Below are 21,964 nucleotides of genomic sequence, written 5' to 3' on the forward strand. Positions count from 1 at the left end.
GGCGGGCGGGGCGGCGTTGGGGTGCGTGCATCGCAAGGCGGAGGAGGGAGCCACTGCGGTGGGGGCACCTCAAGGCCGAAGGCTGGGGGCCATTGGCGACCAGCGACAACGCGGCAAGGTGCGTGCCCCCGTCGCCCCGCAGGCGGGAGTTTGCGGACGGGACCTAACGCCCGGAATCCCGGGCGGCGGTCAATCGGCCGCGGACGGCGGCGTGGACCTCGGCCTCCTCAGCCGGGTCGGCGGCGAGCCGTCGCAACCGCTCCAGCACACGCGCGTCGCCCGTGGTGGCGACATGGCGCGCGGCGAGCTCGCGCGTGGACTCCTCGCAGTCCCAGAGACACTCGACGGCGGGCCCCTCGGGGAAGTGCACATCGGTGACGGCGAGCGCCCGGGCGGCGCGGCCGCGCAGTTCGGAGGAAGCGGCCTCCCCGTAGATGTGGCGCAGGACCGGTACGGCGTCGGCGGCGGCCAGCCGCCCCGCACCGTCGACCAGCGAACCGAGCCCGGTACCGCTGACCCCGCGCACGGACATCCAGCGGCGCAGCCCGGCGACCACCAACGGCGCGTCGACCGGCTCCCCGGCGTCGGCGAGCAGGCGGACGGCGGCCTCGCCGAGAGCGCTGTCGGCGCCCCCGCTGGCCGGGTCGGCCCAGCGGCGGGCCTGCGCCAGCACCTCGGGGCCGCGCATCCGACCGAACAGCTCCAGCGCGGCCCGCACGATCCGGTCGTCCACGTCAGCTGCGGCAGCCTCGATCAGTTCGAGCGCGGCCGGGTCGCGCTGGTCGACCAGGTAGCGCAGGGCGGCCCGCCGGGCGCCGGTCAGGCCGCCGCGGGCGGCTTCCAGCAGCACGGGACGATCCTCGGGGCGGACCACGGCGGTCAGGCAGCGGGCGGCCGCGGCGGCGCGGCGGTCCACGGCGTCGGGCGCGGACGGGTCGTCCTCGACCCGGACGGGCTCCGGGCGCGACAGGAAGGCGCCGGCGCCGAGGTCGCCCAGCTCGCCCTGGTCGGCCCAGACCAGCACGTCGGTGGTGGACCAGCCCGGGGTGACGCCGCTGCGGTTCATCTGGCGCTGCCAGAGGTCGAAGGGTGACTGCTCGCTCGCCGCGGCGACTCTCGGGTGGTAGGCCGCCCACAGCCGCCAGGGCCGGGGCTCGTACGCGTTGCGGATGAACTCGCGCAGCTCGGCGTCGCCCTCGGGGCCCGGCGGGAAGCGGTCCAGCACGGCCGTACCGAGCAGCAGCAGGCCACGGTCGTCGTCGCGCAGGGCGAGCTCGTCCAGAGCCCAGGCCCAGTTGGCGCCCGTGGCGGCGTACTCGCGCAGCATCAGCAGCGCGTCGCGCCGGCCGTAGGCGGCGAGGTGGCCCAGGACGGAGAGGGCTAGACCGGTGCGGTTCTCGTCGTCGCTGACGAGGTCCTCGGCGGAGTGGAGGTGGTCCTCGATCCCGTCGAGGGAGGCCTCCAGCTCCATGTAGAGGCGGGCGTAGTAGAGGGAGCGGCTCTCGACCTGCCAGTCAGCCCGCGGATCCCTGGTGACGCACTCCTCCAGCGCGGCGATGGCCTCGGCACGGTCGGCGGCCAGCGCATGGAGCTGCCCGTCACCACGGCCTCGCTGCAGGAGGCCTAGGAGGCTGGCACTGGGTGCTATCACTGGCTCGAACATGAGGTCAGCATCCGTTGCGGCGGTCGTAGTGGCAACGGGATTTCCGTCGCCGGGGTCTCTGGTCGGTACTGCGGTGGGCGCCCGGGCGCCGGAATCACCGAAGGTTACCGCCTCGAGCCCCCTTCCGCACACAGGGCGACGAAGGCCGCTGCCACAGTGGCATATGCCAGGGGAATTTTGCCTGCGATCTGTCCAAATCGCCCACAGCGGCGAGAACGCTGTGCGACAGTCTTCTCACTACCCCACGACCCGCACACGGCTGGTCGCACCGAGCGATGGACCCGTCATGAACATGCCCTTAGGCGCCGCCCGCCCGCCGGACACCGCCACGGTGGACGGCGCCCCGGCGGGCGCCGACGGCCCGGGCGCCGCGGGTAGCACCGACCGCGCCCGCGACGAGACGGACGGCAGCACCGACAGCGGAACGGACGGCAGAGTGGACGGCACGGCACAGGAGCCGTCCGGCCCCCACCTCGGCAACGGCGGCGCCGACGACCGGCTCGTCGGCTCGGCGGAGTGGGACCTGCTGACCGACGGCATTCGCTGGAACGCGGGAACCTACCTCCTCCTCGGCTGCGACCCGGGCCGCGGCCCGCTCAGCCTCGACCGGCTGCCCGACCGCCTCCCCGAGGCGGACCGGCCGCTGCTTCGCCGGATGATGACCGACGCCCTGGTGCACGGCCGCCCGGCCGTCGGCACCCTGCGGATCCGCCGGACCGACGGACGGCACGACAGCGTCCAGTGCGCGGGCGAACCCGTGCTCGGCGCGGACGGCACCGTCACCGCACTGCGGATGCTGCTCCGGCCGACCCCGCCGCTCTGAGCCGTACCCCGGATCCTCCCGGGCGAGCAAGCACACCACCCACCGGGTCTTGACGACGGCCGAGGGCGCGCCCGGCCCGTCACCACCCACCTCACGACAGCCGCGGCCGGTTCTTGGCGTCCACCGCCCGCAGCTCCCGCCCGAGCTCCGCCCGCAGCTCGTCCACCACCGGCAGCCCCCGGTACCGCGCGGTCAGCCGGTACATCTCGCGCAGCCGGTCCCAGGTCCGGTGCGAGGAGTTCTGGCCGATCAGGTTCATCACCATCTTGGCCTGGAACTCCGCCGCGTCCGGCTCCCCGGTGATCCAGTGCACCGAGGCCAGGGTGATCCGGTCGAACAGCGCCGAGCGCAGCTGCCCGGTGCCCTCCCGCAGGGTGATCACGCGCTCCGCGTGCCGCTGGGCCAGGGGAGCCGCCGCCTGGTCGTGCTCGGACAGCGTGCGCAGCACCAGCGCCTGCATGCCGCGCAGCTCCGCCTCGTCGAAGACCTGCATCCAGTTCGGCGGCGGCTCCGGCGCCTCCTCGGTGAACAGCTCCTCGGCCTCGCCGAGGAGCCGGTAGGTGTCCTGGGAGTGCCCGATCGAGGCGTGCGCCCAGGCCTCGACGGTGTTGAACATCGCGCGTGTTCTGGGCAGCAGCCGGCCGCCGGAGGCCTTGGCCGCCGACATCAGGTCGATCGCGTCGTCGGCCCGGCCCAGGTGCACCATCTGCCGCGCGGCCCGGGAGATCGCCTCACCGGCCCGCGGCCGGTCGCCGGCCTCCTTGGCCGCCTCGGCCGCGATCATGAAGTACCGCTGGGCGGTGGGCTCCAGCCCCACGTCGTGCGACATCCAGCCCGCGAGCACCGCGAGGTTGGCCGCGACCAGCCACAACCGCTGCTCCACGACCGAATTGTGGCGGTGGGTCAGAAGGCCACCCACCTCGTTGAGTTGACCGACCACGGCCTTGCGCTGGAGCCCGCCGCCGCGCGCCGCGTCCCAGGCGCGGAACACCTGCACCGAGCGCTCCAGCGACTCCACCTCGTCGAGCCCGACCGGGCCCGCGTCGTACACGTCCACCACCGGGCGCGCGCCGCCCCCGGTGACCACCTGGCGGGGCCCGGGCACCGAGGCCGCGTACGCGACCGCGTCCCCGCCCAGCCAGCCCTTCAGCGAGTCGGCGATGACCGCCCCGGCCGTGAGCGCGGCGCCCGCACCCACCAATCCACGTCGGTTCAGCATGAGGTCCATTCCCGTGAACTCGGTGAGGACCGCGGCTGTTCGCTCCGGCGACCATGGCGCTGCTGCGGACGGCTCCGCTCCGGACCTGGTGGGCCGGTGTCGTTCCAGACCGAGGTCCTCAGTGGTGACGACACGTCCGAGCCGCTCCGTGAACACGGCTGCCAGCACCCTCGGCACCGGATCGCGCGGGATCTCCCCCTGCTCGATCCAACGCCGTACCCTCGACGTGTCGGTGGACAGCTGCTGCTGCCCCATCGCGGCACCCCGACGGTTGACCAGCCGCGCCAACTCGCCCTTGGACCATCCGGTCAGGACGAACAGATCGGCGAGTCGGGTGTTGGGTCCCCTGCTCAATGAAGCCCCCAGGTTCCTCGGCTTCCTCCGAGGCTAGAGGCTCCGGCAAGTGCCAGGCGAGCATTCGCCACCGTTCGCCAGGGCCCGCCAGACTACAAAGCCAGTGCCCGACGGGTGTGTTGTAGGGGTGCGCCACCTCGCCCCCCGGGTCGGGCGGCGTCCCACCTGGGTCGGGGCAGTCCCCCGACCGTGGCACGGGACGCTCCCGGTCATCACCCGAGGGGGTGGCGCGGCCGGGTGGCGCGGGGGCGCCGGGCACGGCCACGGCAATCCGGCCGACCGCATTCCCCAGGGTGCGGATGGTCGGAGCACTGCCGAACAGGGGTTCCGACCCCGCGTCCGTGCCCGGCGCCCGCGCACCACCCACCGACCGAAGCAGGGCCGCCGTCGCACCAGGAAACACACGGCACCGGCCCTCCCCCGCCCCGCGGGGTAACCCGCCGACGGACCGGAAGGGACCACCCTCAGCCCATGTACTCCTCAGCGACGACCCCCACGCCGACCGCGACCCGCACCGCGCTGCGCCCCCCCACCGCAGCCGCCGGCCGTCCCGGCCCGAAGCAGGTGCCCCCGGCGAGCCGCCCGGTGGCTCCGCGGGGCACCGAGGGCCGGTCCACGGACGCCCGGGTCCCGGCCGGCCGTACGGCGCTGGGACTGAGCGGCCCGGTGGCCGCCCCGCCGACCGGCCACCGCCTCCCGCTCGCCCGCCAGGCCGACGGCCAGGTGCTGCGGGCCCGCAGGCCCGGCCAGCCCGCCGGGCCCGACCGGATCGACCCGTCGGCGCTGCAGACCCCGGCGGTACGGGCCGCGCTGGCGAGCGTCGCGCGGATATGTCCGGCGTTCACACCGCGCCAGGTCCTGCGCGAGGGCAGCCGCCACATCCTGGTGGCGGGCACCATCGGGCGGGCCCCGGTGGTCGCCAAGTGCCTGGCGCCGCAGGCGGTGCGGAGTGAGTACTTCGAGCAGCTGGTGGCCGACTTCCACCACGAGGTCGCGGTCTACCGGGCGTTCGTCCGGCACCGCCCGCCGGTGCGGCTGCCCCGGCTGGTCGCGGCCGACCACGACCGCTGCGTGCTGGTCATGGAGCGCGTTCCCGGCCGGCCCGCCGCGCGGGAGCGGCACCCGGTCAACGCGCCCACCCCGGGCGAGGTGCGGGCGCTGCTCGGCGCGGTCCGGACGCTGAACCTCTGGCGGCCGCCGAGCGACGTGTTCCAGCCGCGCCTGGACTACCAGTTGGAGATCGCCCGCTACCACTCGGTGGGCCAGCTCACCGACCGGGACGCCGGTGACCTGCGCGGCCTGCTGCACGGCCTCAGCCACACCCCGCTGCAGCTGTGCCACGGCGACGCCCTGCTCAGCAACATGCTGCTGGCGCCGTCCGGCCCGGTGCTGGTCGACTGGGAGCAGGCCGGCTGGTACCTGCCGGGCTACGACCTGGCGGTGCTGTGGAGCGTGCTCTCCGGCGACACGGCCGCCCGCCGCCAGATCAGCCAACTCGCCCAGAGCGGCGGCACGCTGGCCCGGGACGCGTTCCTGGTGAACCTGGTGCTGGTGCTGATGCGGGAGATCCGGCTGTACGACGTGCCGGGCGCCGGCGAGGAGCAGCGGATCATGATCCGCCGGCTCTACGACGACGCCGCACTGGCCCGTCGGGCCGTCCGGGCCGCAGTCGGGACCCGCTGAACCGGCTTGCTACGGCTCGGGCTGGTCAGGGCCGGGCGTCCTGCTCCAGGGCGGCCCGGCCGGCGGCCTCCAGGACGGCCTCCTCCGGTGCCAGGTGCACCCGGCTGCTGAGCACGTCCCGCAGGTAGCGCTCCAGCGGGTGACGCCGGCTCAGCCCCGGGGTGCCGGTGAGCGCGACGGCCTGCTGGACCACCGCGGTGGCGGCCCGGGTGGCCAGCACGTGGGCCGGACCGGTCCGGGCCACGGCGTCCGGCTCGCCGCGGTCCACCCGGAGGGCCAGGCCCTCGACCAGTTCCTCGGCGCCGATCAGTTGGGCCTCGATCTCGCCGAGGGCGCAGCGGTAACGGGGCAGAGTGCCGAGCGGTTCGGTCAGATTGGCCGGAGTCCGCTGGTTGAGGAAGCGAACCAGCCAGGATTCGGCGGCCCGGGCGACCCCGATCGCCACCGCGGCGAGGGCCAGATCCTGCCAGGCGCGGGAGAGTGCGGCCTCCGGGCCGTCCTCCTGCCCGGGGCCGGGGGCACCGAGGCCGAGCGCCAGTTCGGCCGGCACCCGCACCTGGTCGAGCACCACGTCGTGGCTGGCGCTGGCCCGCAGGCCGAGCTGGTCCCAGGTCGGGTCGATCTCCAGGCCCTCGCTCTCGCCGCGGACCAGGAAGGTGCCGATCCTCAGCTCGGGCTCGTCGGTCCGCGCGGTGACCGCCATCCAGGCCAGTGCCTCGGCGCCGGTACAGTAGGTCTTCCGGCCGGTCAGCAGCCAGCTGCCGCCGTCCCGTCGGGCCACCGTCTGCGGCAGTCCACCCGGCTGGCCCCCGGGCTCCGCCCGGAGGGTGTTGACCAGGGCGGGCCCACGCCGGGACTCGGTGAGCAGCCGCCGGTAGCCGGCCGTCGGCCAGGTCGCGCGGCGGGCCTGCTCGGCGTGCCGGAGCAGGGTGAAGGCGGTGACCACGGCCACCGAGGCATCGCCGCGGCCGAGTTGGGCCAGCACCCGGACGGTGTCGGCGAGCATGCCGCCCGGTCCGCCGTACCGCTGGGAGACGGTCAGGGTGAGCAGCCCGGCCTCGTGGACGGCCTCGATGCCCTGGTACGGGAAGGTGGCGTCGCGGTCGTGCTCCTCGGCGCGGGCGGCGAGCAGGTCGACCACCCGGGGCAGTCCGGCCAGGGCTCCCTCGACCGCGGTGCGGTCGGGCGCGGGCGGCGCGGAGTGGCTTGAACCGGGGTGGTTCGGAACCGGGTGGCCGGAGGTGGGCTGGCCGGACACCGGCGATCCGGTTCGGGAACGATCGTTTGAAGAACGATCGGTGGCAGAGCTGGTCGTCATGATGCTGGTGCCTCCGGGCGGCAGCGTGGGCTCAGCGGGTGCGAACGGCACGCCGTACGGGCGTGCGGAACCGGCTGGCGGCCCCGGAGGTCGACGCACGGCCCGCCCCCGGGTTCGGCGCCGACCGGATCAGGCCGACTGCCCGGCGCCACGGGGACGAATCCCCCTCAGCGCCCCGGACACACCGCCCTGGCGGTCCGCGGCAGGTCGAGATGCCTGCGACGGTTCAGCAGCGGGAGGCGGCACGGCACGTCCGCGACTGTACGAACCGGTGATCGAGGCCGTCAAGCAGCGCCCGGGCCTCGGGCGCGAGCCCGGTCAGCCCTGCTGGAACATGTCGGCCGGAAGCGGCTTCAGCAGCTGATACAGGTCGTCCGAAATCGGTCGGTCCCAGGACGCGATGGTGACCAGGACACCGTCACTGCGGCCGAACTGGGCGCAGAACACGCGCTCCTCGCTGACCTTGACCTTCTTCACGATCAACAGGTCGTCCCCGAGCATGACCGGGAAGTCCTCAGCCGAGACGAACTCGACCGGCTCGTCGTTCTCCAGCGCCGCGAGCAGCTGCCGCACCTCGAAGGGCACGTTGTCGCCGGTCTCCCGGGCGGGCGAGCCCTCGGGGAGATTGCCGATGAACATCGCCGGGCCTCTGCCGCCGAACAGGTCGTAGCGCAGGAAAATCCCCTGGCAGGAGCCGTCCGGGCCGGTCATCATGGCCGCACCGAAGTCGCCGGGCCAGTCACCCGGGTCCATCGCGAGCACGTCGAAGTCCGGGCCGGCGGGCTGTCCGGAGCGACGGCGGAGAAAAGACATGGGAACATCGTACGTGCCCGGCACACCGCGCTCGCGAGGTGGGTGGGGCACCGACTCGGGACCGGCGGGAGATCGACGCTCAGAGACCAATGTTGACTCTGAGCAACCGTCCGGGCTACGTTCGGTTCAGCACGACAGCCGTTCTGGGTTTCACCCTCCGGGGGGACGGCATGTCGCAACGCGGCCCTACACGCGTATCCCTCACTGTGCACTTGTCGTGTCGAAAAGCCGAGCACCCAGCTTCGTCATCGCACACAGCACAACACACAAGCCAACAGTTCCATGCAACAAGAGCCAGATCCGCGGGGCCCCGGCCCGTCGCTCCCGTGGATCTGCTCGGGACGCCGCCGCGTGGGGGCGTGCGGGTCCCGAGCAAAAGGTGCCGTCACCCGAGTCGCTCTCGGCTTCGGCGCCAGCCTCCCGGCGACTGCCGGCCCCTTGTGGGCCGGGACCGGCCGACGCACCCCGGTGCGCAGGGGATGACTGGGAGGATGGCCTGGCAACGCTGCCGGGCCGCACAGCAGGCGCCGTGTCTGGCCGCGTGGGGGCGGTGGGCACGGCGTCTGCCTGTGCTCATACTCTGAGCTGCGTTTGTCTAACAGTCAACAGAAATTCTGACGGGGCACGCTCAAAGGATCATCAGTTGTGATGTCCGGTGCCGAAATCAGCTGCAGAACCACCCGCGGAGCGGGCCCGTTCACCGCGCACTTCCGTGCCGGAGGGGTCCGCTCCGCAGGTACGTGTCGGCGCCTCAGGTGTACACCGGCGGCTCGGTGAGAGGTCGGGCCTCAGGTGAGGTCGAACTCGCCGTCCCGGGCACCGAGCACGAAGGCCCGCCACTCGGCCGGGGTGAAGACCAGGATCGGACCGTCCTCCTGGCGGCCGTCCCGCATCCCGATGTACCCGTCCACGAAGGCGATCTGGACGTCCCCGACGCCCTGGCTGCTGTACAGCCACTCGGCCCCGGTGAAGTCCACCTTCGGCTTCCCGTTCGGCGCCAGCTCCGGCTGGGCGCCGGCTTCCTCGATGTCCGTCCCGCTGTTCACTGCCACTGACCGATCTCCTCCCGACGACATTCCATGGCCAGCCTAGCCACACCGCCCCGGCCCGGTCAGCGGGTTGACGAGGACTCCACCGGGCGGGGAGGGGGCCCGGAGGAGCGCCGCTGGAGGAGCGGTCGAGGCGCCGCGGGGCCCGTCGCCTTCCTCGCGGCCAGGTCGGCTCCCGTTGCGGCTCGTCCGGGCGCGCCGGAGGCGTGTCCCGGGCGACGGGGGCCGGGGGCAGCTGCCAGAGTGCTGCCAGGGCGCGTACGGCCCCGAATCCACCACCCAGCCCACGACCCCGCCTTAGGGAGCAGCCGATGAGCCGCCGGGACGGCACCCGCGCAGACGTCATCCCCATCTCCGACGCCCCCTCGGCCCATCCCCCGGCGCCCCGCACCCCACCCGTGCCCACCCCGCGGCCCCGACCGGCCCCCGCCCGGCCGGCCGCGCACGGCCGGGTCGGGATCGTCCTGGTCTCGCACAGCCAGGAACTGGCCACCGCCGTACGCAACCTGGCGCTCGCTTTGACCGGATCCGACTCCCCCGCGCCGGTCGCCGCGACCGGCGGCAATCCGACCGACGGGCCGGGCATCAGCGCGGTACTGGTGGCCGCCGCCACCCGGCGGGTCGACCAGGGGCACGGTGTGGTGGTGCTCGCCGACCTGGGCGGGGCGGTCACCACCGTCCGGGCCCTGCTCTCGGACGCCGACGAGCACGGCCTGCCCTTCCCGGTCCGCTTCGCCAACGCCCCGTTCGTGGAGGGCGCGGTGGCCGCCACGGCGACCGCCACGGCGGGCGGGGACCTGGCGGCGGTGCTGGACGCGGCGGAGGAGGCCTACCGGCAGGGGAAGATCTGACGGGGCCACGGGCTGACGGGCTTCACGGGCGCTCCTTGCCGTCCCAGCTGAAGATCGCCGGCCCCTGGCACTCCAGGGCGTGGCGCAGCCGCTCGTGCTCGGTGTCGAGCATCGGCGGCAGCTCGTCCAGCCCGAACCAGCCGACCTCCAGCGACTCGTCGTCGTTCACCCGCGCCTCGCCGCCAACCGCCCGGCAGCGGAAGGTCAGCACCAGGTACTGCGTCACATCGCCGTTCGGGTAGGTGACCTGGGGCGAGACGGTGACCGAGGCGAGCAGCTCGGGCACGACCACCACTCCGGTCTCCTCCAGACACTCGCGCACCACCCCGTCGGCGGGCTGCTCGCCGGGGTCGAGGATGCCGCCGACCGGTGCCCAGCGCCCGTCGTCGGCCCGGCGGGCGAGCAGCACCCGGCCCCGGTCGTCCACGGCGACGGCGACGACGGCGCTCAGCCAGAGCGGGCGGGTGCCGACCATGGAGCGGAGTTCGGCGAGGAAGGGGGGAATGGCCACGCCCCCAGACTATCCAGCTACCCCGGGGGGTCGCCGTCAAGGATGATCAGGTCGAGGCGGAGCGAGCGGTGCTCGACGCACCAGGGACGAGTTCGGAGCGGGCCGGCGGCGGACCGCGGCCACACCCGGTCTGCCGCTCGTCGCTCCCCATCCACGGCGCTCCGAGCCGCAAGAACGTATTCACAGTAAGGGGAGAATGAAGTCGTTGTCCGGGAATGGTGAAAGAGGGAGTGGCGGATTGTCGGACAAGATGAAATTCGGTCGATCTGACCAATTTCACTCGATCTGTTGATCTATCGCTCAACGGTTCCCGTCGGGTTACGGCTCGGGTCCGGTTCCGTTCCCGCTAGAGCGTGGCGCGCCGCCGGTCACGGAACACCCCGAAGGCGATCCGGCCGAGCAACAGGACCCCCGTCGCCAGGCAGCCGGCCACCGCCATCGCCCAGGCCGGTCCGTCACTGTCCGGAACGATCACGGCCACGACGATGCCCAGCGCCAGGCAGGCCAGGCCGACCACCGCCAGCGGGATCTGGTGGGTGACCAGGGCTCCACCGCTGCACGCCCGGGCCATCCGGCTCGCGCCGTGCAGGTGCAAGGGATCACGGTCCGCATCTGCCATGAACCCAAGGTACCCGGGGCGCGCGCCCGAGGCAGCCCGCGAGGAGTGAGGGATCCGGCACCCGGGTAACCGGCCGTACGGGGTTCTCCCGGCCTGCGGAGCCGTGTTCGTGCTCCACAATCAGTCCACGAAAAATCCTCGTCCCCCCGGTACAACCATCCATGCGGGACAGCGGTCTCAATGGCATCGAATGATCCAGGAGCCGTTCACGGGACGGGTGAGAACCCCCCACCAAGAACCGGAATACCCAGGGAGCGGAGCCGCCGCCTCCTGGAGTCGGAGGCCGGGCTCCGTCCTCCGGCGGGACCGCCACGCCGCTCGGCGACCGAGGGGGAACCGTTGCCGCAAACCCAGTCCACCACACCGATCTCCATCGCCCGCGCCAGGCCCGTGCCCGGCGTGCGGGCGCTGCCGCCGCCCACCGGGTGCGCGGCCGACCACTACGGCGCCGGCCTGCACCGGACGCCCGTCACCACGGAACACGCCGAGACGGAACAACAGGACGCGCGGGGCGAATGGCTGCGGTTCGCCCCCGTGCAACCCCTGTTCCGGGCCCGGGCCGCCCAGCGGCTCGCCGTCCTCGCGTACCACGGGGTGACCGACCACCGCTCCTTTGGCGCCCAGCTCGACCGGCTGCGAAGGCTGGCCACCCCGGTCTCGCTCGAAGCCGTGCTCCAAGCCGTCACCGAGCGGCGGCCGCTGCCGCCGCGCAGCGTCCTGGTCACTTTCGACGACGCCGACCGAAGCGTCCTCACCCACGCCCTGCCCGCCCTCGACGCGCGGGGCATCCCCGCGACCGCCTTCGTCATCTCCGAGCTCATCGGCACCGAGCGCCCCTTCTGGTGGCACGAGGCCGACTTCCTCGCCCGTCACGGCGGCCGCGCCCGCTCGCTCGACTGCGGCCGCCCGTCCCAGCTGCTCCTCCGGCTCAAGGCCATGCCCGACCCGGACCGGCGCCGCAGCCTGCACGAACTGCGGGCCAGCGCGGACCGCCGACCGCCCCGCCAGGAACAACTCACCCCCGCCGACCTGCTCGCCCTACGGGACGGCGGCGTCGCCATCGGCAACCACACCCAGGGGCACCCGTGCCTCGGCCGCTGCGACGACGCCACCGTCCGAGCCGAGATCACCGGCGCCCACGAAGCCCTCACCCGCTGGCTCGGCGAACCCCCGACCGCCTTCGCCTACCCCGACGGCGGCCACGACCCCCGTGCCGAAACCGTCCTGCAGGAACTGGGCTACCGCCTCGGCTTCCTCTCCGACCACCGCCTCGGCCCCCGCCTCCCCACCCATCCCCTCCAGATCAGCCGCCTCCAGGTCGACTCCACCACCAGCACCCGCCGCTTCGACACCATCCTCTCCGGCCTCGAACCCGCCTACCGCCGCTGGCGCCGCCAAGCGGTCGCCTGACACCACCCCGCCGTGCGGGAAGCCACCCGGGACTTGGCTTCCCCCACGGTGGCGGACTCGCTCCGGCACATGCCTCGCCGCGCTGGCACAGGGCAGTTCACGCCCGACCAGCCGCTCGGTTCCTTCATGCGACAGGCTGCGTGCCTCTCAGGCACGCAGCCTGTCCGGACGGCCCACGGGCTTCTGCGCCGACACCGGTAGAAGCGGACACCGGTAGGAAGTCGGCACCGGCGCGAGACACCGCACCGGGAGGCCGTCTTCCACTCCGACACCGGCCGCGCCAGAGCAGCACCCGCTTACCAGCAGGCCCGGTTCGGCCCTGGGTGGCCGGCATGCCGGCCCCAGCCGGGGTGCTCGCTGGGGACAGGAGCGACCGAGCGACTCCCACCAAAGGCATCAGGCCCGGAAGCATGTGCCCCTCAGGCGCGCACCGCGCCGAGCGGTCGAGCCCGAGAGATGGCTGATTCCGCTCGGTCTCAAGCTTCGGGAAGGCCCACGCCGCACAGGAAGTCGACCTGGCGCCGACTTCCTGTGCAAACGGCCGAGAAGCTGCTGGCCGGGCGACCGGTTTGAGCCGGTCGGGGGAGCCACAGCGTGAGAAGTCGGCCGGGCCGGCGCTCCCGTCAGGGGATGAGGGTGGCCAGGGAACGGCCCTGGGGGTAGAGGGTGGCGGCCTCGGGGAGGGTGGCGGGGGCGCCCGCGTGGAGGACGGTGAGGGTGCCGGTGCCGGTACGGGTGGGGTCGGCGGTGCGGCGGAGGGCCTGGGCTGCGACGGCGTCGGCGGAGCCGTGGAAGGTGAGGGCCTGGGAGGCGGTGGGGGCGACGGCGGCGCGGATGCGGTCCTCGACGAGTTCGTAGTGGGTGCAGCCGAGCACGATCGTGTCGGTGCCCACCGGCGTACGCGCGGCGGCGTTGGCGATGGCGGCGGTGATGGCGTCGTCGTCGCCGTGCTCGACGGCGTCCGCGAGGCCCGGGCAGGCGACCTCGGTGACCTCGGCGGTGCCGCCGAAGTCGCGGATCAGGCCGCGCTGGTAGGCGCTGCCGGTGGTGGCCGGGGTGGCCCAGATGGCGACGCGGCCGCCGAGTGCGGCGGCGGGCTTGATCGCCGGGACGGTGCCGATGACGGGCAGTCCGGGCTCCAGTTCGGCGCGCAGGGTGGCGAGCGCGTGGACCGAGGCGGTGTTGCAGGCGATCACCAGCGCGTCGGGTTCGTACGCGGCGGCCGCCCGGCAACAGCCGAGGGCCAGCTCAGTGATCCTTTCGGGGGTGCGCGGCCCCCACGGCATCGAGGCCGGGTTGGAAGAGAGCACCAGATCGGCGTCCGGGCGCAGCTTCCGAACGGCGGCGGCGGCGGCCAGCAGGCCGATTCCGGAGTCCATCAGTGCGATCTTCACGGGGCAAGACTTTAGTCGATCCTCCCGCCGGAGCCCGTTCTGCGGCAGACTTCCGGGGTGACCGTCCTGCTGTGGATCGCCGCGTCCTCCCTGCTGGTCTGGCTCTGGCTGGCGTGCTGCCACGGCTCGTTCTGGCGCACCGACGTGCGGCTGCCGCCGCGTCGCCGGCCGGTGCGCTGGCCACAGGTGGCGGTCGTGGTGCCGGCCCGGGACGAGGCGGCGGTGTTGCCGCTGAGTCTGCCGACACTGCTGGCGCAGAAGTACCCGGGGCGGGCGCGGGTGATCCTGGTGGACGACCACAGCTCGGACAACACCGGCGCGCTGGCCGCGGAGCTGCGGACGATGGACGGGCTGGAGCTGACCGTGACCACCCCTCCCCCGCTGCCGTCCGGCTGGACGGGCAAGCTGTGGGCGCTGCGGCACGGGGTGGAGCTGGCCGGTCCGGACGTCGAGTACCTGCTGCTGACGGACGCGGACATCGCGCACGGCCCGGATTCGCTGGCCGACCTGGTGGCCGCCGCCGAGAGCAACGGGCTCGGCCTGGTGTCGCAGATGGCCCGGCTGCGGGTGGAGACCGGCTGGGAGCGGCTGATCGTCCCGGCCTTCGTCTACTTCTTCGCCCAGCTCTACCCGTTCCGCCGGAGCAACCGGCCAGGCGCCCGGACGGCGGCCGCGGCGGGCGGCTGTTCCCTGGTGCGGCGGGAGACGCTGGAGCGCGCGGGCGGGGTGGCGGCGATCCGGGGGGCGGTGATCGACGATGTGTCGCTGGCCCGGGCGGTGAAGTCCTCGGGCGGGCGGATCTGGCTGGGCCTGGCCGAGGAGGTGGACAGCGTCCGTCCGTACCTGCGGTTGGAGCAGTTGTGGCGGATGGTGTCACGCAGCGCGTACGCCCAGTTGAGGCATTCGCCACTGCTGCTGCTCGGGACGGTGCTGGGGCTGGCGCTGGTGTACCTGGTGCCGCCGGTGGCGACGGTGGCCGGGCTGGTGGCGGGGGCTCCGGCGGTGGCGGCGGCCGGCGGGGCGGCCTGGGTGCTGATGGCGGGCACCTATCTGCCGATGGTCCGGTACTACGGCCAGCCGGCCGCTGCCGTGCTGCTGCTGCCGTTCACGGCCTCGCTGTACCTGCTGATGACGGTGGACTCGGCGGTGCAGCACTGGCGCGGCCGGGGCGCGGCCTGGAAGGGCCGGACGTACTCACGGGCATGAGAAAAGCCCGGCGCTCCGGGCCGGGCGGATTCATACTGCTCGGATGGACCGTCAGCAGATCTCCCGCCTCGCCCACGCCCACCACCCGATCGCGGCGCCGCTGGCGGACGGGTCGGTGGCCCGTCTGCTGGACCGCGCGCTCGCCGGGCAGGAGTCCGGCCGGGCGCTGGACCTCGGCTGCGGCGAGGGCGCCTGGCTGCTGCGGACGCTGGCCGCCCGACCGGGCTGGCGGGCGGTGGGGGTGGACCTGGACGCTGAGGCGCTGACCCGGGCCCGGGAGACAGCGACCGCGCTCGGTGTGGTGCGCCGGATCGGCCTGCACCATCTGGACGCCCGGGAGTTCACCGCCAAGGAGCCCTTCGACCTGGTGCTGTGCGTGGGCGCCACCCACGCCTTCGACGGGCTGCTGCCGACGCTCGCGGCCGCCCGTGAACTGCTGGCCCCGGGCGGCCGGTTGCTGGTCGGCGAGGGCTTCTGGGAGCGCGAGCCGTCCCGGGCCGCGCTGGACGGGCTGGGCGCGGTCCAGGAGGACTTCGCGGACCTGGCGACCACCACCGACCGGGTGCTCGCGGAGGGCTGGACCCTGGTGTACGCGCATGTCACCACCGCGCGGGAGTGGGACGACTACGAGTTCTCCTGGACCGGTTCGCTGGCCGAGTGGGTGCTGGACCACCCGGAGCACCCGGGCGCGGCGGCCGCCCGCGAGGCTGCGGACCGCCACCGCACCGAATGGCTGCACGGCTACCGGGGGACGCTCGGCTTCGTCACCTATCTTCTGCGCCGCGACTGAACCGTACGGAGCACGCTACTTCTGCGTACGCGCGAGGAAGTCGTCGATCAGCGGGGCGATTTCGGGCAGCTTCTCCTCCAGCGCGAAGTGCCCGGTGTCGAAAACGTGCAACTCCGCCTCGGGCAGGTCGCGCAGGTAGGCGCGGGCGCCGGCCTCGGTGAAGAACGGGTCGCCCAGCCCCCAGACCACCAGCGTGGGCGGCTGTTCGGCACGCAGCCACTCCTGCCAGGCCGGGTAGAGCTCGACGTTGGTGAAGTAGTCGAGGGCCAGTTCGACCTGGATTTCCTTGCGGCCGGGCAGGTCGAGGAAGTGCTGGTCGAGCGTCCAGCCGTCGGGGGCGACCAGGCTCGGGTCGCCGGTACCGCCCTCGTACTGACTGCGGGTGATCTCCAGGGTGAGGATCGACCGGGCTGCGTCCTCGGCGCCCGGGACGCCGCGCTTGTTGGCGATGAACTCCCTCGCCTGGTCGGAGAGTCCCTCCTCGTAGGCATTGCCGTTCTGGACCACCAGGCCGGTGATCCACTCGGGCCGGCGGGTGGCCAGGCGCAGGCCGACGGGTGCGCCGAAGTCGAAGACGTACAGCGCGAAACGATCCAGGCCGAGCGCGAGGCAGAAGCGTTCGACCACGTCGGCGAGGGTGTCGAAGCGGTAGCGGAAGGCATCGGGCGCGGGACTGTCGCTGTGGCCGAAGCCCGGGTAGTCGGGGGCTATCAGGCGGTAGCGGGTGCCGAGCGCGTCGAGCAGCCGGGCGTACTGGTGCGAGGCCGAGGGGAAGCCGTGCAGCAGCAGAAGGGCGGGGGCGTCGGCCGGGCCGGTTTCGCGGTAGAAGACGCGCAGGCCGTCGAGGTCGACGTAGCGGTGGTGGACGTGCGGGATCGTCAGCTCGCTCATACTAACCATTAAACAGCATCTGAATGGTTAGGCAAGGGGTGAGCTGACCGCACGTCACCGGTCGGGCCACGCTCAGCGCTTCTGCAGCTGCTCCTGCTGCACCAGGTAGTTCAGCACCTCGGGCATCGCGTCGACGCCGCCCGCCTTGGTCGGCGAGGTGCGGTACTCGCCCTGGACTACCACGGTCGGCAGCTCGTTGATGCCGTAGCGGACGAACTCGGCGGCCGCGCCGTCCACCGACTTGCGCACCTCGGTGGAGCGGTAGGCCCGTCGGAAGAGCTGGGCGTCGACGCCGTGGCGCACCGCCCAGCCGACGGCGGCGGCCTCGGTGGTGAGGCCGGCCTTGTCGTTGTGGATCGAGCGGAAGGCGCCGGTCTGCAGACGCTCGACCAGGCCGAGGCGCTCCAGCGTGTAGTACAGGCGCGCGTGGGCGCGCTGGGTGCCCTCCTCCACGCCGCCCGGCCAGATCGCCGGGACCCGGCGCAGCGCGACGTCCGCGCGGTGCTTCTCCGCCCAGGCCTGCAGCGGCTCTTCGAGCTGCTGGGAGTGGTCGCAGTCGTACCAGAAGAACTCGACCACCTCGGTGCGGGCCCTCTCGCGCACCGGCTGCGGGTGGTCGAGCTTGACGAACTGGACGCCCTCGGAGGGGGGTTGGCGGGACACCGCACCGGCCTGGACGGGGGATGCGGCGATCCCGGCGGCGACGGCGAGCAGGACGAACGACCGCAGCAGCGACTTCGAGTTCACATCGGGAAGTCTGCTGATGACGTTTCGTTACCGGTGAGTCGGTACGGAGCGGCGGGCCCGGATTCGCCCGAACGGCGCAGCTTGGCCCGCGGACGAGCCGCCCGTCAGTGCGAGTCGGGAGCGCCCGTCCACACCTCGGCGACCAGCCGCTGCCAGTCGTCCACCACCGCGCCGAGCTCGAAGTGCTCCAGCGCGTGTGCCCGGGCGGCCGCGCCGAGGCCCGCCCGGTTGCAGGCGAGTACCTTGGCGAGTGCCTCGGCCAGGGCGAGCGGGTCCCCCGGGGCGACCAGCGCGCCGGTGGCGCCGTCCCGGACCACCTCGCGCACCCAGCCGACGTCGGTGGCGACGGCGGGAACCCCGGCCAGCGCAGCCTCGATGAGCGCACCGGGCACGCCCTCGCTGTCGCTGGTGAGCAGCAGTGCGTCGGCAGCCCGGTAGAGCGGGACGGGGTCGGGCAGGGGGCCGAGGAAGTGGGCGCGGGCGGCGGCCGGGTGGCGGGCCAGGGTCTCGCGCAGCGGGCCGTCCCCGGCGACGGCCAGCCGGACGTCGGGCAGCCGGTCGAGCACGTCGAGGGCGAGGTCAAGTCGCTTCTCCGGCGCTATCGCACCGATCCAGGCGACCAGCAGGACGTCCGCCGGCAGGCCCAGGGCGCGCCGGGCGGCGCGCCGCTCGGCGCGGCCGTCGGCGGGCGGATAGCTCTCGGCGGCACGGGAGTTGGGGATCACCCGGACCTTGCCCCCAGGGAGCTGGAACTGCCCCTCCAGAACCTCGCGCGCCTCGTCGGTGAGCGTGGTGACCGCGGCGGCGCGGTACATCAGCGCACCGCCGCGCAGTCTGCGCAGCCGGCTGGCGGTCCAGTAGCGGGGGTGGCCGACCGAGACGTAGACGAAGGGGGTGCGGGTGCCGACCAGGGCGAGGGCGCAAGTGGCCAGGGTGTCGGAGCCGTGGGCGAGCACCACGTCGGCGGAGCGGGCGGCGGAGCGCAGCGCGCGCAGGGTGCTCGGGCGCAGCCGGCCGGGGCCGAGGACCGCGGCGGCGCGCAGGCCGGCGGTGTCTGGGCACTCCTCGGCGCAGGTGCCCGGAACGACCGTCCCAGCGGTGCACGCCCCCGAAGCGGCCGCACCCGACCGGGCGGGCGGCACGGCAGGGTGCGGGGCGAGGGCGCACAGCGCGGAGGCCTGGCCTCGGCGGCGCAGTTCCCGGTGGAGGTCACGGGCGAAGTTCTGGGCGCCGCCCCGGCGCGAGTCACTGATCAGATGCAGGACGCGCGGGCGGGCTCCGGCCGAATCGGCCGCCGTATGGTCGGGCATGGACAGACCTTGGCACAGCACCACGCCCGGTACAGCCCCTTCGCGCAACCTGATGGTGGCCAGTGCGCCCGCGCCCGTACACCCGATGTGCGCTGAAGACCCGCCGTCGTGCGCCGGTTGCGACCGCTGTGCGCCCCGTCTCGCCCCGGGCCGCTCCGGACGGCCGCCCCTCCGCTCCGCCGCGCTCCGCCTCAAGCGCCGGCCGGATCAAGTCGCGGGCTGTTCCGCCCAATTGTTCGGCCGCGACGCTGCCGACAGGCCGGTACGCGGAGCGCCCGCGCGTCGCCCGGGAAGGCCGGGAAGGCCGGGAAGGCCGGGCACCGGCGATCGGCCGGTTACGCGGATCGGGTGAACGCGGTTGGACCTCGGCCCTGGCCGCTCGGCAGGATGTCCGGCCGGGGCGCCCCCGCGCCATCCCATCTCCTCCTTCCCCGTTCGGATTCGGAGTCACCCGGTGTTCAAGGGATTCCGCAGCTTCCTGCTGCGCGGCAACGTGGTGGACCTCGCGGTCGGCATCGTGATCGGCGCGGCCTTCACCGCCGTCGTCACCGGGTTCGTCAGTGCCTTCCTCACTCCGCTGGTCGGGGTCGCCACCGGCGCGGTCGGCGACTTCAGCCAGAAGACCTTCGAAGTGGGCGGCACCAAGTTCCCGTACGGCCTCTTCGTCAATGCGCTGATCGCGTTCGTACTGGTCAGCGCGGTGATCTACTTCGTCGTGGTGGTGCCGGTCGGCAAGCTGCAGGCCCGCTTCGAGTCGACCAAGCCGACGCCGGTCGCCAAGGTGGACTGCCCGGAGTGTCTGAGCTCGATCCCGGCCGCCGCGACCCGCTGCTCCTTCTGCACCTCCGAGATCGCCGCCCGGCCCGCCCTGCCCGCGCAGAGCCAGGCGTTGCAGTCGCACTGACGGCCCCGCAGGCGGCCCCCACCACTCGGATCGCCGTCCCGACCGGCGTCCGGATCGCCCGCTGTGGGCACTGACGGGAAATTTATTCCCCAAACATTCACGAGGCCCCGTCGCACCGCTGGCGGGGGCTCGAATGCGCCAGCGCACGCCCTGTCCGCAAAGGTTTCTCCGCGGCACCCACAGCCGTCCACCGGCCGGTCGCCGCAAGGTCTTGCGGCGGCCTCGTCCAGGTGCTGTTCGATCACTGACGGGGCGCCAGGGTTGTCCGGAACTGAGCGCCGTTTTGTCCGTTCTCCCCGCTTTCGAAACCTTTGTGCGAGCGAAGACTGTGTAAACACTCGAACTGCTCCCCCTCTCACTCTCCTCAGCAGGCGCATTGTGGGCTTACCGTATGCCCCATGACCTCGCCCCGCTCCTACGACGGAGTCGGCTACCCCTCTCCGTCCTTCTCCTCCGGCACGCCGATTTACGACAGCCTCGTGGCTGAGCGCGGCGTCCCCCAGATCGCACCCATCAATGTGCCGGCCGCCCTGCCGCCGGCGCTGTCGTCCGGATACGGATCAGGCCTCGCCCCGTCCTACGAGAACCGGTACGGCAACGGGTACGAGAGTGCCGGCAGCAACCTCCCCGCGCTGCCGCCCGCCCGCCTCGCCCTGGGCCCCGGCCCGAGCAGCGGCCCCTCCGCCGGCCCCGCCACGGCGTACATCCCCGCGCAGCCCGCGCCGGCGTACGCCGCCGCCGCTCCGCAGCCGCCCGTCCCCGGTTACGGCGCCCCCCAGCCGTACCAGCGGCCGCAGCCCGCCGCCCCGGCGTTCGCGCAGACCGCCAGTGGTGGCTACCAGCCGACCAGCGGCCAGAGCTTCGGCGGCCAGAACACCTTCATCGGCCAGGGCGGCCCGCAGACCTTCGGCGCTCAGCCGAACGGCGGCCCGGCCGGTTTCGGCCACGGCCAGCCCGGCGGCCAGCCGCAGAGCTTCGGCGGCCAGCAGTCCTTCGGCGGCCCGAACCCAGCCGCCCCCGGCTTCCAGGGTCAGGGCGGCGACTTCGGCGGCGCCCAGCTGCGCCCGGCCATGGCTCCGGTCGCGCCGGTCCGCCCGATGCAGCCGCAGCGCCCGGGCCCGTACGGCGAGCCCGGCAACTTCCAGGGCGGCTACCAGTCGCAGGCCCAGGGCTACTGAGCCCCTGGCACCACGGGGCCGAACCCCACCCGGCCCGCACCCGCACCACCTGAGCACCACCCGGCGACCCCTGAACGCCGGGCGAACGGAGAAACGGGTCATCCACGGACCGCCCGGAACGCCCCCCACGGCGTCCCGGGCGGTCCGTGCGCGTACGGGGAGGGCCGAGGACCGTGCGGGTGGCCGCAGCGCTGCTGGCAGGATGGGGGAATGCGCCTCATCGGACTCCACGTCTACCCCGTCAAATCGATGTACCGCCTGAGCCCGGACACCGCCGCGGTCCAGCCCTGGGGTCTGGCCGGAGACCGGCGCTGGATGCTCGCCGATCCCACCGGACGCTTCGTCAGCCAGCGCGAGAACGCCGCCCTCGGACAGATCCGGGTCGCCCTGCTGCCCGACGGCTCGCTGTCGCTGACCGCCCCCGACGGCTCCCGGATCGAGGTCGCCGCCCCCGCCGTCGCAGCCGGCGACCCGCTCGCCGAGGTCGAGGTCTGGGGCACCCGCTTCCGCGCCGTCGAGGCCGCCGAGGAGGCGCACGGCTGGATCGCCGAGCACCTCGGCGAGTACCGCCTGGTGCACCTGGACGACCCCCGTGCCCGGCCCGTCGACCCGGAGTACGGCGAGCCCGGCGACACCGTCTCGATGGCCGACGGCTTCCCGCTGCTGCTCACCACCACCGCCTCGCTGGACCGGCTCAACGAGCTGATCGCCGCCGAGCACCCGGACGGCCACGAGACCCTGCCGATGGAGCGCTTCCGCCCCAACGTGGTGGTCGCCGGCTCCGAGGGCTGGGCCGAGGACGGCTGGCGCCGGATCCGGATCGGCTCGCTCACCTTCAAGGTGGTCAAACCCTGCGGCCGCTGCGTGATCACCACCACCGACCAGGAGAGCGGCGAGCGGCGCGGCCCGGAGCCGCTGCGCACCCTGGCCCGGCACCACCGCCTGTTGCGCAAGGCCGCGTTCGGGCAGAACCTGATCCCCGAGCGCCCGGCCGGCGTCGAGGGCGACGTGCTCGGCGCGCTGCGGCTCGGCGACGACGTCGAGGTGCTGGAGGACGGGGCACTCTGGCCCGCCGACGGACGCTGAGCACTCGTCCGTGCCCCGGGGCGCTCCTTCGTTCCAGCTCGTTGGCATGCGCTCCGGTTCCTGGGCGGCGGTACGGAACCCAGGCTGTGCGCGCTCGTTGAACAAGTGGTCGGAACCTGTGGCCGCGGCGGGTGCTAGCGGTGTC

At 73.5% G+C, this 21,964-nt stretch carries 20 protein-coding genes; 9 read left to right on the forward strand and 11 right to left on the reverse strand.

Going from position 1 to position 21,964, the window contains the following annotated elements; all coding sequences use genetic code 11:
- Nucleotides 1–163: 163 nt before the first annotated feature.
- A complete protein-coding gene (locus ACWC9T_RS22040; protein WP_449822743.1) occupies nt 164–1,663 on the reverse strand; it encodes a HEAT repeat domain-containing protein in 1,500 nt (499 codons plus the stop codon).
- 286 nt (nt 1,664–1,949) lie between these two features.
- On the opposite strand from ACWC9T_RS22040, the gene ACWC9T_RS22045 reads away from it, so the two are divergent.
- A complete protein-coding gene (locus ACWC9T_RS22045; protein WP_449822744.1) occupies nt 1,950–2,486 on the forward strand; it encodes a hypothetical protein in 537 nt (178 codons plus the stop codon).
- A gap of 91 nt (nt 2,487–2,577) precedes the next feature.
- On the opposite strand, the gene ACWC9T_RS22050 is transcribed toward ACWC9T_RS22045, so the two are convergent.
- Complete coding sequence (locus tag ACWC9T_RS22050; protein WP_449822745.1) at nt 2,578–4,059, reverse strand: DNA-binding protein NsdB; 1,482 nt, start codon at nt 4,057–4,059, stop codon at nt 2,578–2,580.
- Nucleotides 4,060–4,530: 471 nt separating this feature from the next.
- Between ACWC9T_RS22050 and ACWC9T_RS22055 the strand changes: the two genes are divergently transcribed.
- Nucleotides 4,531–5,742, forward strand: a complete 1,212-nt coding sequence (locus tag ACWC9T_RS22055) for a phosphotransferase (protein WP_449822746.1) — start codon at nt 4,531–4,533, stop codon at nt 5,740–5,742.
- 25 nt (nt 5,743–5,767) lie between these two features.
- Here the strand turns inward: ACWC9T_RS22055 and ACWC9T_RS22060 are convergent, their stop codons facing one another.
- The 3 genes from ACWC9T_RS22060 to ACWC9T_RS22070 all read right to left on the reverse strand — a co-directional run bounded on the left by ACWC9T_RS22060 (nt 5,768) and on the right by ACWC9T_RS22070 (nt 8,919).
- On the reverse strand, nt 5,768–7,000 hold the full coding sequence (locus ACWC9T_RS22060; protein ID WP_449822747.1) for an acyl-CoA dehydrogenase family protein: 1,233 nt from the start codon (nt 6,998–7,000) through the stop codon (nt 5,768–5,770).
- A 378-nt stretch (nt 7,001–7,378) separates the two neighbouring features.
- Nucleotides 7,379–7,873, reverse strand: coding sequence for a hypothetical protein (locus ACWC9T_RS22065; RefSeq protein WP_449822748.1), 495 nt, complete (start codon nt 7,871–7,873; stop codon nt 7,379–7,381).
- A 788-nt stretch (nt 7,874–8,661) separates the two neighbouring features.
- Nucleotides 8,662–8,919, reverse strand: coding sequence for a DUF397 domain-containing protein (locus ACWC9T_RS22070; RefSeq protein ID WP_449822768.1), 258 nt, complete (start codon nt 8,917–8,919; stop codon nt 8,662–8,664).
- A 314-nt stretch (nt 8,920–9,233) separates the two neighbouring features.
- Here ACWC9T_RS22070 and ACWC9T_RS22075 point away from each other — a divergent pair, with 314 nt between their 5' ends.
- Complete coding sequence (locus tag ACWC9T_RS22075) at nt 9,234–9,773, forward strand: PTS-dependent dihydroxyacetone kinase phosphotransferase subunit DhaM (RefSeq protein ID WP_449822749.1); 540 nt, start codon at nt 9,234–9,236, stop codon at nt 9,771–9,773.
- A 22-nt stretch (nt 9,774–9,795) separates the two neighbouring features.
- Here ACWC9T_RS22075 and ACWC9T_RS22080 read toward each other — a convergent pair whose 3' ends face one another.
- Together ACWC9T_RS22080 and ACWC9T_RS22085 are read right to left on the reverse strand one after the other, a co-directional pair.
- On the reverse strand, nt 9,796–10,284 hold the full coding sequence (locus ACWC9T_RS22080) for an NUDIX hydrolase (RefSeq protein ID WP_449822750.1): 489 nt from the start codon (nt 10,282–10,284) through the stop codon (nt 9,796–9,798).
- 346 nt (nt 10,285–10,630) lie between these two features.
- Complete coding sequence (locus ACWC9T_RS22085) at nt 10,631–10,903, reverse strand: hypothetical protein (protein WP_449822751.1); 273 nt, start codon at nt 10,901–10,903, stop codon at nt 10,631–10,633.
- 339 nt (nt 10,904–11,242) lie between these two features.
- Here ACWC9T_RS22085 and ACWC9T_RS22090 point away from each other — a divergent pair, with 339 nt between their 5' ends.
- A complete protein-coding gene (locus ACWC9T_RS22090; RefSeq protein ID WP_449822752.1) occupies nt 11,243–12,313 on the forward strand; it encodes a polysaccharide deacetylase family protein in 1,071 nt (356 codons plus the stop codon).
- 623 nt (nt 12,314–12,936) lie between these two features.
- Here the strand turns inward: ACWC9T_RS22090 and ACWC9T_RS22095 are convergent.
- Nucleotides 12,937–13,707, reverse strand: a complete 771-nt coding sequence (locus ACWC9T_RS22095) for a glutamate racemase (protein WP_449822753.1) — start codon at nt 13,705–13,707, stop codon at nt 12,937–12,939.
- Nucleotides 13,708–13,773: 66 nt separating this feature from the next.
- On the opposite strand from ACWC9T_RS22095, the gene ACWC9T_RS22100 reads away from it, so the two are divergent.
- Entirely contained in the window at nt 13,774–14,913 is a 1,140-nt protein-coding gene (locus ACWC9T_RS22100) for a glycosyltransferase (RefSeq protein WP_449822769.1), read from the forward strand.
- Nucleotides 14,914–14,956: 43 nt separating this feature from the next.
- On the forward strand, nt 14,957–15,703 hold the full coding sequence (locus tag ACWC9T_RS22105; protein WP_449822754.1) for an SAM-dependent methyltransferase: 747 nt from the start codon (nt 14,957–14,959) through the stop codon (nt 15,701–15,703).
- Nucleotides 15,704–15,718: 15 nt separating this feature from the next.
- Here the strand turns inward: ACWC9T_RS22105 and ACWC9T_RS22110 are convergent, their stop codons facing one another.
- From ACWC9T_RS22110 to ACWC9T_RS22120, 3 genes are all read right to left on the reverse strand, one after another.
- A complete protein-coding gene (locus ACWC9T_RS22110; protein WP_449822755.1) occupies nt 15,719–16,594 on the reverse strand; it encodes an alpha/beta fold hydrolase in 876 nt (291 codons plus the stop codon).
- A 72-nt stretch (nt 16,595–16,666) separates the two neighbouring features.
- Nucleotides 16,667–17,341, reverse strand: coding sequence for a thiol:disulfide interchange protein DsbA/DsbL (locus ACWC9T_RS22115; protein WP_449822756.1), 675 nt, complete (start codon nt 17,339–17,341; stop codon nt 16,667–16,669).
- 104 nt (nt 17,342–17,445) lie between these two features.
- Entirely contained in the window at nt 17,446–18,651 is a 1,206-nt protein-coding gene (locus ACWC9T_RS22120) for a glycosyltransferase family 4 protein (protein ID WP_449822757.1), read from the reverse strand.
- A gap of 454 nt (nt 18,652–19,105) precedes the next feature.
- Here ACWC9T_RS22120 and mscL point away from each other — a divergent pair, with 454 nt between their 5' ends.
- The 3 genes from mscL to ACWC9T_RS22135 all read left to right on the forward strand — a co-directional run bounded on the left by mscL (nt 19,106) and on the right by ACWC9T_RS22135 (nt 21,819).
- Entirely contained in the window at nt 19,106–19,555 is a 450-nt protein-coding gene (mscL, locus tag ACWC9T_RS22125) for a large conductance mechanosensitive channel protein MscL (RefSeq protein ID WP_449822758.1), read from the forward strand.
- A gap of 398 nt (nt 19,556–19,953) precedes the next feature.
- A complete protein-coding gene (locus tag ACWC9T_RS22130) occupies nt 19,954–20,733 on the forward strand; it encodes a DUF6643 family protein (RefSeq protein ID WP_449822759.1) in 780 nt (259 codons plus the stop codon).
- A gap of 210 nt (nt 20,734–20,943) precedes the next feature.
- Nucleotides 20,944–21,819, forward strand: coding sequence for an MOSC domain-containing protein (locus ACWC9T_RS22135; protein ID WP_449822760.1), 876 nt, complete (start codon nt 20,944–20,946; stop codon nt 21,817–21,819).
- Nucleotides 21,820–21,964 lie beyond the last annotated feature (145 nt).

This window comes from Kitasatospora sp. NPDC001159 (genome assembly GCF_053598235.1).

Bases quoted from the DNA above. Each gene is read 5' to 3' on its own strand.
- ACWC9T_RS22055 (WP_449822746.1), top strand. From the start codon at position 4,531: ATGTACTCCTCAGCGACGACCCCCACGCCGACCGCGACCCGCACCGCG.
- ACWC9T_RS22045 (WP_449822744.1), top strand. From the start codon at position 1,950: ATGAACATGCCCTTAGGCGCCGCCCGCCCGCCGGACACCGCCACGGTG.
- ACWC9T_RS22105 (WP_449822754.1), top strand. From the start codon at position 14,957: ATGGACCGTCAGCAGATCTCCCGCCTCGCCCACGCCCACCACCCGATC.
- ACWC9T_RS22130 (WP_449822759.1), top strand. From the start codon at position 19,954: ATGACCTCGCCCCGCTCCTACGACGGAGTCGGCTACCCCTCTCCGTCC.
- ACWC9T_RS22075 (WP_449822749.1), top strand. From the start codon at position 9,234: ATGAGCCGCCGGGACGGCACCCGCGCAGACGTCATCCCCATCTCCGAC.
- ACWC9T_RS22110 (WP_449822755.1), bottom strand. From the start codon at position 16,594: ATGAGCGAGCTGACGATCCCGCACGTCCACCACCGCTACGTCGACCTC.
- ACWC9T_RS22040 (WP_449822743.1), bottom strand. From the start codon at position 1,663: ATGTTCGAGCCAGTGATAGCACCCAGTGCCAGCCTCCTAGGCCTCCTG.
- ACWC9T_RS22065 (WP_449822748.1), bottom strand. From the start codon at position 7,873: ATGTCTTTTCTCCGCCGTCGCTCCGGACAGCCCGCCGGCCCGGACTTC.
- ACWC9T_RS22135 (WP_449822760.1), top strand. From the start codon at position 20,944: ATGCGCCTCATCGGACTCCACGTCTACCCCGTCAAATCGATGTACCGC.
- ACWC9T_RS22085 (WP_449822751.1), bottom strand. From the start codon at position 10,903: ATGGCAGATGCGGACCGTGATCCCTTGCACCTGCACGGCGCGAGCCGG.
- ACWC9T_RS22120 (WP_449822757.1), bottom strand. From the start codon at position 18,651: ATGCCCGACCATACGGCGGCCGATTCGGCCGGAGCCCGCCCGCGCGTC.